At 69.0% G+C, this 13,979-nt stretch carries 13 protein-coding genes; 6 read left to right on the top strand and 7 right to left on the bottom strand.

Features of this window, described 5'->3' with window-relative positions:
• Window positions 1–10: 10 nt before the first annotated feature.
• The 3 genes from RNB18_RS36795 to RNB18_RS36785 all read right to left on the bottom strand — a co-directional run bounded on the left by RNB18_RS36795 (window position 11) and on the right by RNB18_RS36785 (window position 3,002).
• Window positions 11–847 (bottom strand): ATP-binding cassette domain-containing protein, encoded by an 837-nt coding sequence (locus RNB18_RS36795; protein WP_311718423.1) that lies wholly within the window; start codon window positions 845–847, stop codon window positions 11–13.
• The gene (locus RNB18_RS36790) at window positions 844–1,857 is read right to left on the bottom strand and encodes an ABC transporter permease (protein WP_059205048.1); all 1,014 of its coding nucleotides are present in this window, start codon (window positions 1,855–1,857) and stop codon (window positions 844–846) included. Before RNB18_RS36790 ends, RNB18_RS36795 begins: the two co-directional genes overlap by 4 nt.
• Before the next feature lie 128 nt (window positions 1,858–1,985).
• Window positions 1,986–3,002, bottom strand: coding sequence for a sugar ABC transporter substrate-binding protein (locus RNB18_RS36785; protein WP_311718422.1), 1,017 nt, complete (start codon window positions 3,000–3,002; stop codon window positions 1,986–1,988).
• Between the two features lie 213 nt (window positions 3,003–3,215).
• On the opposite strand from RNB18_RS36785, the gene RNB18_RS36780 reads away from it, so the two are divergent.
• Entirely contained in the window at window positions 3,216–3,536 is a 321-nt protein-coding gene (locus RNB18_RS36780) for a putative quinol monooxygenase (protein ID WP_311718421.1), read from the top strand.
• A 5-nt stretch (window positions 3,537–3,541) separates the two neighbouring features.
• Here RNB18_RS36780 and RNB18_RS36775 read toward each other — a convergent pair whose 3' ends face one another.
• Window positions 3,542–4,789 carry an ROK family transcriptional regulator gene (locus tag RNB18_RS36775; protein WP_311718420.1) on the bottom strand — a complete coding sequence of 416 codons (1,248 nt, stop codon included), beginning with the start codon at window positions 4,787–4,789 and terminating at the stop codon, window positions 3,542–3,544.
• A gap of 160 nt (window positions 4,790–4,949) precedes the next feature.
• Between RNB18_RS36775 and RNB18_RS36770 the strand changes: the two genes are divergently transcribed.
• From RNB18_RS36770 to RNB18_RS36750, 5 genes are all read left to right on the top strand, one after another.
• Window positions 4,950–6,266 carry an ABC transporter substrate-binding protein gene (locus RNB18_RS36770; RefSeq protein ID WP_311718419.1) on the top strand — a complete coding sequence of 439 codons (1,317 nt, stop codon included), beginning with the start codon at window positions 4,950–4,952 and terminating at the stop codon, window positions 6,264–6,266.
• A gap of 5 nt (window positions 6,267–6,271) precedes the next feature.
• Complete coding sequence (locus tag RNB18_RS36765; RefSeq protein WP_311718418.1) at window positions 6,272–7,264, top strand: carbohydrate ABC transporter permease; 993 nt, start codon at window positions 6,272–6,274, stop codon at window positions 7,262–7,264.
• 13 nt (window positions 7,265–7,277) lie between these two features.
• The gene (locus RNB18_RS36760) at window positions 7,278–8,117 is read left to right on the top strand and encodes a carbohydrate ABC transporter permease (protein ID WP_057608083.1); all 840 of its coding nucleotides are present in this window, start codon (window positions 7,278–7,280) and stop codon (window positions 8,115–8,117) included.
• 20 nt (window positions 8,118–8,137) lie between these two features.
• Window positions 8,138–9,496, top strand: coding sequence for a GH1 family beta-glucosidase (locus RNB18_RS36755; protein ID WP_311718417.1), 1,359 nt, complete (start codon window positions 8,138–8,140; stop codon window positions 9,494–9,496).
• Between the two features lie 260 nt (window positions 9,497–9,756).
• Entirely contained in the window at window positions 9,757–10,509 is a 753-nt protein-coding gene (locus RNB18_RS36750) for an aspartyl/asparaginyl beta-hydroxylase domain-containing protein (RefSeq protein ID WP_311718416.1), read from the top strand.
• 21 nt (window positions 10,510–10,530) lie between these two features.
• Here the strand turns inward: RNB18_RS36750 and RNB18_RS36745 are convergent, their stop codons facing one another.
• Genes RNB18_RS36745 through RNB18_RS36735 form a run of 3 tightly spaced genes read right to left on the bottom strand, consistent with a single transcriptional unit; the run spans window position 10,531 to window position 13,576 of the window.
• On the bottom strand, window positions 10,531–11,043 hold the full coding sequence (locus tag RNB18_RS36745) for a copper chaperone PCu(A)C (protein ID WP_311718415.1): 513 nt from the start codon (window positions 11,041–11,043) through the stop codon (window positions 10,531–10,533).
• Entirely contained in the window at window positions 11,040–13,358 is a 2,319-nt protein-coding gene (locus RNB18_RS36740) for a heavy metal translocating P-type ATPase (RefSeq protein ID WP_311718414.1), read from the bottom strand. The genes RNB18_RS36745 and RNB18_RS36740 overlap by 4 nt, the downstream gene beginning before the upstream one ends.
• A complete protein-coding gene (locus RNB18_RS36735) occupies window positions 13,355–13,576 on the bottom strand; it encodes a hypothetical protein (protein ID WP_311718413.1) in 222 nt (73 codons plus the stop codon). Before RNB18_RS36735 ends, RNB18_RS36740 begins: the two co-directional genes overlap by 4 nt.
• Window positions 13,577–13,979: the final 403 nt, after the last annotated feature.

Here is a 13,979-nt window from a genome sequence, read left to right as displayed (position 1 = left end):
AGTGCTGTGGTCAGGTGGCCTGGACGCCCGCGGCCTTCGCGGCCTCGGAATCCGCTACGACAGTACCTCCGGCCTCGTCCACGGTGAGTGCGCCGGTCATGATGGCGACGACCTCCGCCATGGAGTAGTCGGAGGGCTTGATCAGGGCGGCCCGCCGGCCCAGCCGGTGCACATGGATCCGGTCGGCGATCTCGAAGACGTGCGGCATGTTGTGGCTGATCAGGACGACCGGCATGCCCTTGTCCCGGACCCGCCGGATGAGGTCGAGGACCTGTCCGGACTCCTTGACGCCGAGCGCGGCGGTGGGTTCGTCCATGACGACGACACTGCGGGCCCAGGCGACGGAACGGGCGACCGCCACGGCCTGCCGCTGGCCCCCGGAGAGGGTCTCGACCGACTGGGTCAGCGAGCGCAGTCCGATCTTCAGGTCGGCCATGTGCTCGGCGGCCTCCTGGCGCATGCGCTTCTTGTCGAGCATGCGGAAGACACTGCCGAGGACCCCGGGCCGGCGCAGCTCGCGGCCGAGGAACACGTTCGAGGCGATGTCCATCGAGGCGGCCACGGCCAGGTCCTGATAGACCGTCTCGATGCCGTGGGCGCGGGCACTCTGCGGTCCGGAGAACTGGATGGGTTCGCCGTTGAGGCGGATCTCGCCCGCGTCGGGCGTCACCGCACCGGTGAGCGCCTTGATGAGGCTGGTCTTCCCGGCGCCGTTGTCGCCGATCACGGCGAGCACCTCGCCGGGCAGCAGGTCGAAGTCGGCACCGTCGATGGCGGTGACCTGGCCGTAGCGCTTGACGAGACCGCGGGCCTGAAGGATCGGGGTGGGGGAGGCGATGGCGGTCATCGGGCCTTCTTCCGGGAGATCTGGTCGACGGTCACCGCGAGGATGACCAGGACTCCGGTGATCAGGGTCTGGTAGATCGAGGCGACGCCCATCAGCTGGAGCCCGTTGCGGAAGACTCCGACGATGAGGACGCCGATGAAGGTGCCGAGGACCGAACCGCGGCCTCCGAAGAGGCTGGTGCCGCCGAGGACCACGGCGGTGATGCTGTCGAGGTTGTCGGTCTGTCCGGCCTGCGGATCGCCGACTCCGGTACGGGAGATGAGGAGCAGGGCGGCGACGCCGTAGAGGAGACCGGCGACGGTGTAGACGCCGATGGTCAGCCGGGAGGTGCGGATGCCGTTCAGCCGTGCGGCTTCCGGGCTGTTGCCCAGGGCGTAGACGTGCCGGCCCCAGCCGGTGCTGCTCAGCGCGTAGGCGAGCAGGAGGAACAGGGCGATGGTGACGAGGGAGCCGTAGGTGATGTCGGTGTGGCCCATCGGGAAGGTCTGCCCCAGGGCCGTCAGCGGGCCGGGCAGGTTGGTGACCGTCTGCTCCTCGGAGTAGATGTGGGTCAGCGCGAAGGCCACGTTGAGCATGCCGAGCGTGACGATGAACGGCGGCAGCGGGATCTTCTGCACCAACAGCCCGTTCACCAGACCGAAGCCGCCGCAGACGACCAGGCCCAGCGCGATGGCGACCAGCGGGGGCAGTGAGCCCTCGGCGGCCATCTTGGCGATCACGATGCTGCCGAACGCCATCACCGCGCCGCAGGACAGGTCGATGCCCGCGGTGAGGATGATCAGGGTCTGGCCGATGGCGAGGGTGCCGACGACCATGACCTGCTGCACGATCAGCGAGAAGTTCCCGCCGGTGAGGAACTGGTCGCTCGAGACGGCGAAGAAGACACAGGCGAGAAGGAGGGCGACGAGCGGGCCGGTGGTCGGTGCCGTGAGCAGCCTGCGGGCCGTGGTCGGCGCTTTGAGCTCGGCGTACGGCGAGGATGTGCTCGGAGGCGTGGACGTGGCGGTCATGCGAAGTCCTTGTCGGAAGACAGAAGTCCTGGTGGGACAAGGGGGCGGCCGTCCCCGGGTCGGGGAGGTGCGGGGCCGGCCGCCCCGCTCAGGGCAGAGGCGATGAAGTACGTCCGCTGGAGCCGGACTCAGCCCCAGCAGTTCTCCAGGCCGAAGGCGGTGTCCTTGGACGTGACGCCCGTCTGGGCCTTGTCGGTGATCAGGGTGACGCCGGTGTCGGTGTAACCGGACGCCTTCTTGCCGTCCTTGGCGTACTTCACGACGGCGTTGACGCCCTCGGCGGCCATCTTCAGCGGGTACTGCTGCGAAGTGGCCGCGATCTTGCCGTCCTTGACGGCCTGGGTGCCGGTGCAGCCGCCGTCGACGGAGACGATCAGTACGTCCTTCTCCCGGCCCTTGGCCTTCAGCGCGGTGTACGCGCCCAGGGCGGCCGGCTCGTTGATGGTGTAGACGAGGTTGATGCCGGGTTCCTTCTGGAGGCAGTTCTCCATCGCCGTCTGGCCCTTGGCCTGGTCGCCGCCCGTGTCCTGGGCGCACGCCACGTCCTTCTCGGTGGCGCCGAAGCCCTTGAGGAACCCGTTGTGCCGCTGGACGCCGACGGAGACGCCGGGCGCGAGGTCGAGGGCGGCGATCTTCGCCGTCTTGCCCTTCATCGCGGCCTTGGCGTACTCGCCGATCAGCTCGCCGGCCTTGAGGTTGTCGGTGGCGAAGAGGGCGTCGACCGCGCTCTCCGGCTCGGTCGGCGTGTCCAGGGCGATGACCAGCACGCCCTTGGCCTTGGCCTTCGCTATCGCGGGCACGATCGCCTTGGAGTCGCTCGGGGTGATCAGGATGCCCTTCACACCGGCGGCGACCATGTTCTCGATGGCGGTGACCTGACCGGCGTTGTCTCCGTCGAACTTGCCCGCCGCGGTCATGAGCTGGACGCCGTCCTCCTTGGCGGCCTTCTCCGCGCCCTCCCTCATCTTCACGAAGAACGGGTTGGTGTCGGTCTTGGTGATCAGCCCGACCTTCACCGTGCCCGATCCGGAGCTCGTGGAGCCCGATCCGGAGCCGGAACCGCAGGCCGTCAGGGCGAGGGCCGCGACCGACGTGCACGCGGCGACTCTGAGCAGGGAGGAAGGCAGTCGAGGGGTGCGAGACATGAACGACTCCAGCGGGATTGCGGGCGAGCGGCGGCATCGGAGCATGCCGTCCCTAGGTGTCATCGTTGACTTATGTCATCGTTGACACTGCCGAGGATGATGACCCCGTCTCCCGGCAACGTCAATGCCCCGCGCCTGTCACAAGTCCGCAACGGTGGCGGAGGGCGCCCGATTCGTGCCCGTTACGGGCGCACGTTCAGAGAAGAGCAGCTCATGAGTCCACGTCAGATCGCCGTGAATGCGAAGAAGACCCTGCTCGCCGAGTTCACCGCCCGTGAGGGGGCGCAGGACGAGGTCGCCCGCATGATCGTGGAGTACGCCGGCAAGGTGCGTGCGGAGGAGGGCAACCTCGCCTTCGACGTCTACACCAAGGCCTCGCACCCACGCGCCTTCTGGATCTTCGAGGTGTACCGGGACGAGGACGCCTTCCAGGCGCACCTGAACGCCCCGTACGGCGGCCCCTTCAACGCCGCGCTCACCCCGCTGATCGAGGAGACCGCCTCCGTACTGACGTTCCTCGACCCGGTGGTCTGACGGGGTCAGCCGTGATCACGTCCGCGTGCGGCGGGCCGCCCGCCCCGGGCGAAGAGGTCGGCGAGGGGCAGGCTCGCCGCGCCGACCGTGACCGCGTCGGGGCCGAGTTTGCCGAGGTCGATGGAGACGCGTTCGGCCGGGTGGCGCAGGGAGTACGCGTCGGCGTACCGGCGTACGGCGGGCAGGAAGCGTGGGCCGAGCTGGAGGCCTGCCCAGCCGCCGATGAGGATGCGTTCGGGCTGGAAGAGGTTGACCAGGTCGGACAGGCCCGCGCCGACGTACTCGGCGGTCTCCTCCAGGACCGCGAGGGCCACCGGGTCGGCCTCGGCGCCCTCGGCCGGGTGGGCGGCGGCGAGCAGCGCGGCCAGCGCGGTCTCCTCGTCGGCGGCCACGGGCGGGTGGCCGCCCGCCTCGCGCCAGCGGTCGACGAGCGCCCCCGCGCCCGCGTAGGCCTCCAGGCAACCCAGGGCACCACAGCGGCAGCGGCGTCCCCTGACCTGCACGGTCACATGTCCCCACTCCAGGGGGCGGCCGTATTGCACCTCCTCGGTGACGAGACAGGCGCCGATGCCCGAGCCGAAGAGGACGACCACCGCGTTGTGACAACCCCGGCCGGCGCCGAACCACAGCTCGGCCTGGCCGAGCGTGCGGGCGCCGTTGTCGATGAAGTACGGGACGGAGTCGGGGAGTTCACAGGTCGAACGCAGCAGGGACTCGAGCGGGACGGCGTCCCAGCCGATCGTCTGGCCGTGCACCACCGCGCCCTGCCCGGGGGTGCGGGCCACGATGCCGGGGACTCCGATGCCGACCCCCAGGAGCTGGTCGGGGGCGATGTCCGTGTCGGCGAGCACCTCGGCGATGCCGTCACGGATGTGGCCGACGACGACCTCGACGTCGTAGCCGTGATGCTCCAGCGGCCGTTCGGTGCGGGCGAGTTCGGTGAGGGTGAGGTCGAAGAGCTCGACGCGGACGCGGGTCTCGCCGACATCGACGCCGATCATGTGGCCGCCGGAGGGGGCCACGCGCAGCAGGGTGCGGGGGCGGCCGCCGTCGGACTCGACGGTGCCGGCCTCCTCGACGAGGTGGTCCTCGACCAGTTCCGCGACCACGTTGCTGATGGAGCCGCCGCTCAGACCGGTGGCCGGACCCAGCTCGAAGCGGCTCATCGGCCCGTCGAAATACAGCCGTCGCAGTACGGCGGCCCGGTTGCCCCGTCGCAGGTCACGCACCGTCCGCCCGTTACGCCCCGCCATGTGGATCCTTTCCGACGCCGCCTCGACCTGCAAGATACCGCCGCGCCGACCCTTGACGCGACTTTCCTTCGCGTCTTAAATCACGCCATAAATTAACTCCGGGGCGGTGTTCGAGAAGCGAACGCACCCGGAGGCCTCCCCTGGAAGGGACACCAGAGCCATGCGCAGAACCCGAGCCGCGGCCGCCGGTGCGGTCACCGTTTCCCTCATGACTCTCGTGACCGCCTGCGGCGGCGGCTCGTCGACGAGCGGCGGGTCCAACGACTCGCCGAAGACCCTGACCTACTGGGCCTCCAACCAGGGCGCCAGCATCGAGGTCGACAAGAAGGTCCTCCAGCCCGAGCTCGACAAGTTCGAGAAGCAGACCGGGATCAAGGTCAAGCTCGAGGTCGTCCCCTGGTCCGACCTGCTCAACCGGATCCTCACCGCGACCACCTCGGGCCAGGGCCCCGACGTCCTCAACATCGGCAACACCTGGAGCGCCTCCCTCCAGGCCACCGGCGCGCTGCTGCCCTGGGACACCAAGAACTTCGCCGCGATCGGCGGCAAGGACCGCTTCGTCGACTCCGCGCTCGGCTCCACCGGCGCCGAGGGCCAGGACCCGGCCGCGGTCCCGCTCTACTCGATGGCCTACGCCCTCTACTACAACAAGGAGATCTTCGCCGACGCCGGCATCACCGAGCCCCCGGCGACCTGGGACGAACTGATCGCCGACGGCAAGAAGATCCAGGCCAAGGGCAAGTCCGCGCTCGGCGCGGAGGGTGCGAACCTGTCGGAGAACATCCACCACGTCTTCGTCTTCGCCCAGCAGCACGGCGGCGACTTCTTCACCGCCGACGGCAAGCCCGACTTCACCGACGACAACGTGGTGGCCGCGGTCAAGCAGTACGTCGACCTCATGGCCAAGGACAAGGTCATACCGACCGGCGACGCCGAGTACGCCCAGAACCAGTCGGTGAGCGACTTCGCCAAGGGCAACCAGGCCATGCTGCTGTGGCAGTCCGCGTCCTCCAACCTCAAGTCGCAGGGCATGAGCGAGGACAAGTACGGCATCGCACCGGTGCCCGTGCAGTCCGGAACCCCGGGTCCCGGCACCCAGGTCAACTCGGCCGTCATGGGCATCAACCTGGCCGTCTTCAAGAACACCGACAACATCGACGGCGCCAAGAAGTTCGTGAAGTTCATGACCGGCGACGCCGAGCAGAAGATCCTCAACACCGCCTACAGCTCCATCCCGCCGGTGAAGAGCGTGCAGGCGGAGAGCGTGTTCAGCTCGGGCCCCAACAAGGTCCTCAAGGACACCCTCGCCACCAGCGCGGCCGCGCTGCCGCAGGTCGCCGACGAGTCGCAGTTCGAGACGGCCGTGGGAACCGCCGTCAAGGACCTGTTCGCCGACGCGGCCGCCGGACGCGCGGTCACCACCGAGTCGGTCAAGGCGGCGCTGGAGAAGGCCCAGCAGCAGATGCCGGCGAAGTGAGCACGATGACCACCACCGCGCCCGCGGAGGCCGCCGTGCACCAGAACCCTTCCGGGGCGGCGCGCCCAGGTCCCCGCCGCCGCCCCGGCAGGATCCGCCGCATCGGCCTGCCGTACCTGCTTCTGCTGCCGGCCCTGCTCCTCGAACTCCTGGTCCACCTGGTGCCGATGGTGATCGGCATCGTGATGAGCTTCAAGGAGCTCACGCAGTTCTACATCCGTGACTGGGGCGCCGCGCCCTGGTCCGGCCTAGACAACTACCGGGTGTCGGTGGACTTCGACGCCCCGGTCGGCGAGGCGCTGCTGCACTCGTTCCTCGTCACGGTGGCCTTCACGCTGCTGTCGGTCGGCCTGTGCTGGCTGATCGGCACCGCGGCGGCGGTCTACCTCCAGGACACCTTCCGCGGCCGGGGCCTGCTGCGCGCCCTGTTCCTGGTGCCGTACGCCCTGCCGGTCTACGCGGCCGTCATCACCTGGGTGTTCATGTTCCAGCACGACAACGGCCTGGTGAACCACGTCCTGCACGACCAGCTCCACCTCACCGACAAGCCGTCCTTCTGGCTCATCGGCGACAACAGCTTCTGGGCGCTGCTGACCGTCTCGGTGTGGAAGGGCTGGCCGTTCGCCTTCCTCATCGTCATGGCCGGACTCCAGAACATCCCCGGCGAGCTGTACGAGGCGGCGGCCCTGGACGGGGCCGGGATGTGGCAGCAGATCCGGCGCATCACGCTCCCGTCCCTGCGGTCCGTCAACCAGGTGCTGCTCCTGGTGCTGTTCCTGTGGACGTTCAACGACTTCAACACGCCGTTCGTCCTGTTCGGCAAGTCGGCTCCGGAGGCCGCGGACCTGATCTCGGTCCACATCTACCAGGCGTCCTTCGTGACCTGGAACTTCGGCACCGGCTCCGCGATGTCCGTACTCCTGCTGCTGTTCCTGCTCGTGGTGACGGGCGTCTACCTCCTGCTGACCTCCCGGGGAAGGAAGCCGGCCGATGTCTAGCCCCCGCTCGCCCATGGCGCCGCCGCGTTCGTTCTTCTGGTCCCGGCGGATCTTCCTCACCCTGCTCACCGGCTTCGTCCTGGTGCCGGTCTACGTGATGGTCTCCAGCTCGCTGAAGCCGCTGGCGGACGTGACGGGCGAGTTCCACTGGCTGCCGAGCCGGCTGACCATCCGCCCGTACATCGACATCTGGTCGACGATCCCGCTCGCGCGGTACTTCGTGAACTCGCTGATCGTGGCGGGCGCGGCGACCGTCTGCTCGGTGGTGATCGCGGTGTTCGCCGCGTACGCCGTCAGCCGCTACGAGTTCCGCGGCAAGCGCGTCTTCACGGTCACCGTGCTGTCCACGCAGATGTTCCCGGGCATCCTCTTCCTGCTGCCCCTCTTCCTGATCTACGTCAACATCGGCAACGCCACCGGAATCGCCCTGTTCGGCTCGCGGGGCGGGCTGATCCTGACGTATCTGACCTTCTCCCTGCCGTTCTCGATCTGGATGCTGATCGGGTACTTCGACTCGGTGCCGCGCGATCTGGACGAGGCCGCGCTGGTGGACGGCTGCGGGCCGTTCGGCGCGCTCTTCCGGGTCGTCGTGCCCGCCGCGATCCCCGGGATCGTCGCGGTCGCCGTCTACGCCTTCATGACCGCCTGGGGCGAGGTGCTGTTCGCGTCGGTGATGACCAACGACGCCACCCGCACCCTCGCCGTCGGCCTCCAGGGCTACTCCACGCTCAACAACGTGTACTGGAACCAGATCATGGCCGCCTCGCTGGTGGTGAGCGTCCCCGTGGTCGCCGGGTTCCTGCTGCTCCAGCGCTATCTCGTCGCCGGGCTGACGGCGGGCGCCGTCAAGTGACCGACCGTGAAAGGACTTTCGTGACCATCGACCTCGCCGCACTCCCGCACGACTTCCTGTGGGGCACGGCCACGGCGGCCTACCAGATCGAGGGAGCAGTGGCGGAGGACGGCCGTTCGCCGTCGATCTGGGACACCTTCTCGCACACCCCAGGCAAGGTCGCGGGCGGCGACACCGGCGACGTCGCCTGCGACCACTACCACCGCTGGCGCGAGGACATCGGCCTGATGCGCCGACTGGGCACCAACGCCTACCGGTTGTCCATCGCCTGGCCGCGCGTGATGCCGGGAGGGGACGGCCCGGTCAACCCCAAGGGCCTCGACTTCTACGACGAGTTGATCGACGCCCTGCTGGCCGCCGGCATCACCCCGTCCGTCACCCTCTATCACTGGGACCTGCCCCAGGTGCTCCAGGACCGCGGCGGCTGGCCCGCACGCGACACCGCGGAGCACTTCGCCGCGTACGCCTCGGTCGTGGCCGGGCGACTGGGCGACCGGGTGACCCACTGGGCCACGCTCAACGAACCGCTGTGCTCGGCCTGGATCGGCCACCTGGAAGGCACGATGGCCCCCGGCCTGACCGACCTCACGGCCGCCGTCCGCGCCTCCTACCACCTCCTCCTCGGCCACGGCCTGGCCACCCGGGCGATCCGCGCCGCGTCCCCGTCCGCGCAGGTCGGCATCGTCACCAACCTCTCGACGGTCCACGCGGCCACCCACAGGCCCGAAGACCTCGACGCCGCCCGCCGCATGGACGGCCACACCAACCGCTGGTGGCTCGACCCGGTCCACGGCCGCGGCTTCCCGGCGGACATGCGCGAGGTCTACGGCGTCGAACTCCCGGAAAAATCAGGCGACTCGGCGGCGATCGCGGCACCCCTGGACTGGCTCGGCCTCAACTACTACATGCCGGTGACCGTCGCCGACGACCCCACCGGACCGGCCCCACGGGCCCGTCAGGTGCCCCGCCCCGGCGTGCCCCGCACCGGCATGGACTGGGAGATCGACGCGCATGGCATCGAGACCCTCCTGCTCCGCCTCACGCACGAGTACGGCGCCCGCAAGCTCTACGTCACCGAGAACGGCTCCGCCTACCCCGACGTCGTACGCCCCGACGGCACGATCGACGACCCGGAACGCCAGGAGTACCTGACCGACCACCTGGCCGCATGCGCCTCCGCCGCCCGCAAGGGCGCCCCGCTCGCCGGTTACTTCGCCTGGTCCCTGCTGGACAACTTCGAGTGGGCCTACGGCTACGACAAGCGCTTCGGCCTGGTCCACGTCGACTACAAGACCCAGCGGCGCACGATCAAGGGCACGGGGTACCGGTACGCGGACGTCATCCGGGCGCATGCGGAGAGGGGGCGCAGGGCTGCCTGAGCGGAGAGGGGGCCGCCGTCCTGCGGGAACGATGCCGACCGTCCCCCTTCATGAGTCGGCCTTTCTCACCACTTGGTTCCCGCATTTCAGCGAATTCCAGAGGCATTCGAAGCGTAAGGGGCGCACTGTGCCACGCCGATGGCAGATGCGCCCCCGCGCTGATTCGCCAGGTGATTTCCGCCAGGACAAGTGGGGTACGTCCAGGGTGCCTTCCGCACGGTATGCAGGGACCGTGCACTTCGAAAAAACCTGGAGACGTCATGACCCCGGAGATGGAGAACGCCTTCGCGGCGATCAGGAGTGAGTACGGATCGGACTCGATCGTCAGGGTCCAGGAGATGATGGAATCCGGGAAGCAGCAGCGGCATCCCTTACAGAAGGGTGCCAAGTGGGTCCTGCCGGGTATTTCGCAGCAGCCCTGGCACGACCCGTACGGGCACCCGGAGTTGGCGCCGGTGGTGCACGCCTTCGAGGAGAATCACACCGCCATCAAGAAGGAACTGGAGGATGCCTGGGCTGAGCGCAGGGCCGCATTCTCCGATTACGAGCACTACCTCTCGCGCCAGTCGGACTGGCAGGCTCTCTATCTTTTCCGCGCCGGCGGCCTGGTGAGCGAATCGGCCGCCGCGGTGCCGACCGCGTTCGACGTGCTGAAGGGTGAGGCGGTCGACACCGGCAAGCTGTGCCCGCTGCTGGAGTGCCACTTCTCGACCCTGCTCCCCGGTGCGGCGATCGCCCCTCACTGCGACCTGTGGAACTTCAGCATCAACCTGCACCTGGCGGTCGACATCCCCGAGGACTGCGGCATCACGGTCGCGGGGGAGACCCGCTCGTGGGAGGAGGGCAAGTGCCTGCTGTTCGACTACTCGTTCGAGCATGAGGCGTGGAACCGCGGCACCCGTCCGCGCACCTGCCTCCTCGTCGACCTGTGGCATCCGGAGACCACCGTCGCGGAACGGAAGGCGCTCGTCGTCCTCATCACCGAGATCCGCAAGCTGATGGGTGAGGGATGAGCGACGGCGCCGTCCGTCCGGCTACCACTGTGCCGGGACCGCCACCGCCTCGACCGTTATCCGCCCCGATTTCCGGAACCACAGATCGACACTGATCTTGTTGCCCACGCTCAACTGCGGTGGGTCGAGGACCATCACGTCAAGGGTGAACGGCGTCATCCGTACTTCGCTCCGGGCGGGGACGGGGAGGGAGTCGATCGGCTCCATGCGGCCGATACCGTTCTTCGAGACGTTCCGGCCCAGCATGGTGACCCGTAGCGAGGGCGAGGAGACGGATTCCAGTTCGTCCGCGGCGGCCCCGGTGTTCGCGATGTCGAAGAAGGCCGCGGTGCTCGCGGAGTTGAGCGGCACGAAGATGCGGCCGTTGCTGACGTTGATCCTCGCCGGGGGATCGCCGGCCGCTCCCGTCGCGGTGTAGACGGTCAGGAGCGAGAGAGTGGCCGTGCAGGCGACGACGGGCAGCACGGCGGTGCGCAGGGCGCCGATGGTGCGGCTGCGCCAGGACGGCGCGGAACCCTCGGTGGTCGTAGTCATCGCACTGCCTCCAGAGCGGGAGCTGCACTGCTCCTCCTGGCACGACCAGACCCACTCGCCGGGAGCGAGAAGCCCCGCAGACGCAGGCTGTTGGCCACCACGAGGACGGAACTCGCGGACATCGCCACCGCGGCGAACATCGGGTTCAGCCAGCCCGTCGCGGCCAGCGGCACCGTGACGACGTTGTAGCCGAAGGCCCAGGCGAGGTTGGCGCGAATGGTGGTCAGCGTTCGGCGGGTGAGGCGTACGGCTGCCACGACCGCCTGCATGTCCTCGCGTACGAGCGTGATGTCGGCGGCGCCGATCGCCGCGTCGGTGCCGCCGCCCATGGCGATGCCCAGGTCGGCGGAGGCCAGGGCGGCGGCGTCGTTGACGCCGTCGCCGATCACGGCCACGCGGCATCCGTCCGCCCGCAGTCCCGTGACGATGTCGGCCTTCCCCTCAGGGGTGACCGCGGCGTGCACTTCCTCGATGCCTACCTGCTCGGCCACGGCCCGCGCGGCGACGGGGCCGTCGCCGGTGACGAGGATCGGCTCGATGCCCAGCTTGCGCAGTTGCCGTACGGCCGCGTACCCGTCGGGGCGCAGGGTGTCGCCGACTGCGAGGACGGCGACCGGGCGGCCGTCGATTTCGACCGTCACGCCGGTACGCGCGGCGGTCTCGGCGCGGTCGAGTGCCTGCTGAAGCGTGTCCGGCAGCTTCGTGCCGGGCCGCGGGCGTCCCACGAAGACCTGCCGGTCGTCGACAACGCCGCTGACACCCGTGCCGGGGACGGCGCGGAAGCCGGTCACCGACGGCAGCTTCCCCTCGGACGCGGCCTGACGCGCGGCGGTGACGACGGCTCGGCCGATGGGATGCTCCGAGCCGTACTCGACCGCCCCGGCCAGACGCAACACCTCGTCGGCCGACGCTCCCTCGTCCACGGTCGTCTCGGCCAGCGTCATGCGCCCGGTGGTCAGGGTGCCGGTCTTGTCGAACACGATCGTGTCGATGCCCTGAAGTCGTTCGAGGGACTCCGGGCCCCGGATGAGCACGCCCAGCTGGGCTCCGCGTCCGGTCGCCGCCATGAAGGCGGTCGGCGTGGCCAGACCCAGCGCGCAGGGGCAGGCGACGACGAGCACGGCGACGGTGGCCGTCACGGCCGCTCCACCGTCCGCGCCGGCGCCGAGCCAGAAGCCGAGGACGGTGCATGCCACGGTGACGATGACCGGTACGAAGACGCCGGCCACGGTGTCGGCGAGCCGCTGCATACGAGCCTTGCCCGCTTGGGCGTCGGTCACCAGCCGGGTGATCCGGGCGAGTTGGGTGTCCGCACCGATCGCCGTGGCGCGCACGACCAGCAGCCCTCCGGCGTTGACGGCGGCGCCCACCACCGCCGAGCCCGGACCGACCTCGACCGGGGCGCTCTCGCCGGTCACCAGGGACAGGTCCAGAGCGGAGTTGCCCTCGGTCACGACCCCGTCCGTGGCGACCTTCTCGCCCGGCCGCACCATGAACTCGTCGCCGACCCGCAGCTCGGCGAGGGGGATGCGACGGCCGTCGTCACTGCCCTTCAACTCGACTTCCTTGGCGCCGAGTTCGGCGAGAGCGCGAAGTGCCGATCCGGTACCCCGCTTGGCGCGGTCCTCCAGATAGCGACCCGCCAGCACGAAGAGGGGCACACTCACCGTGGCTTCCAGGTACAGGTGGGCGCTTCCGGTATCGGTCCCGGGCAGGAGACTGAACGGCATGCGCATCCCGGGCCGGCCCGCTCCCCCGAAGTAGAGGGCGTACGTGGACCAGGCGAAGGAGGCCAGTACGCCGAGCGAGACCAGGGTGTCCATCGTGGCTGTGGCGTGCCGCAGCCCCTTCGCCGCCCGCTGGTGGAAGGGCCAGGCGCTCCATCCCACCACCGGCGCGGCGAGGTTGAAGCACACCCACTGCCAGTAGGTGAACTGCAGGGCCGGGACCATGGACAGCGCCAGAACGGGCAGCGACAGCGCCGCGGTGATCAGCAGTCGCTCGCGCTCGCCGAGAGACTCGGAACTCTTTGAGCCGGAGTCCTCAGCCCCCTCGTTCTCCGGTTCCGCCAACGGCAGCTCGGCGGTGTAGCCGGCACTCTCCACCACGGAAACCAGCTGCTCCGGGGAGACCGACTGCGGGTGGGAGACCCGGGCCCGGCCCGTGGCCAGGTTGACCGACGCGGTCACGCCCTCCACCCGGCCCAACTTCTTCTCGACCCGTCCCACGCAGGCGGCGCAGGTCATACCGCCCACCAGGAGATCGGTGGTCACCGCGACGCTGCCTGCCGTCGCCCGACCCTCGGTGTCCGTCATCGGCCCGCCACCGCCTCGTCGTCGACAGCGCCCAGGCCATGCATGTCCGACATCCCCGGCTCCCGGTTCTGCTCCGACGGCACCGTTCTGTGCATCCCCGGCGCCACCGGCCCCGCCATGCGGCCGGCGCCGTACGACAGTCCTGTCAGGGCGACGAGGAGGACGACGAATCCGACCAGTGCCGGGGGTACGGGAAGACGGCCTTTGGAACTTTCCATGCCTCCATACGGTAGGGGGGTATTTGTCGGATGACCGGCCTCAGGCGTGTGATAAAAAACCTCGCAACCGCCGGGAACTGAAAGTGCCCTTCGTCCGACTCCCTGTTGACGGGCGTTTATGCGCGCTTTCGAAATCTCGTACCCCGCGTCGGCCGGAACGATATCGAAGGTGAAGTCAACCGGATTATGGGGGTGATGGAATCGGCCATCCATGACACCGCCACGATCGGCTGGAAAGGCTGGAACTGGAGAATATTCTCGGCCGACCTGTCACATGGGGAAGGTGCCCCTCCGTCGACTGCGGGTGCCCCTGAGGCGCCTCCCGATCTGTAAAAGGGGCGGTCACCAGTGACTTCTCACCGCACTCTCCGGATGGATCCGTTCCGCAAGTACACATTTCAAG

The organism is Streptomyces doebereineriae, assembly GCF_031845645.1.
Taxonomy (GTDB): domain Bacteria; phylum Actinomycetota; class Actinomycetes; order Streptomycetales; family Streptomycetaceae; genus Streptomyces; species Streptomyces canus.
This window is presented reverse-complemented; position numbering and strand designations above follow the sequence as displayed.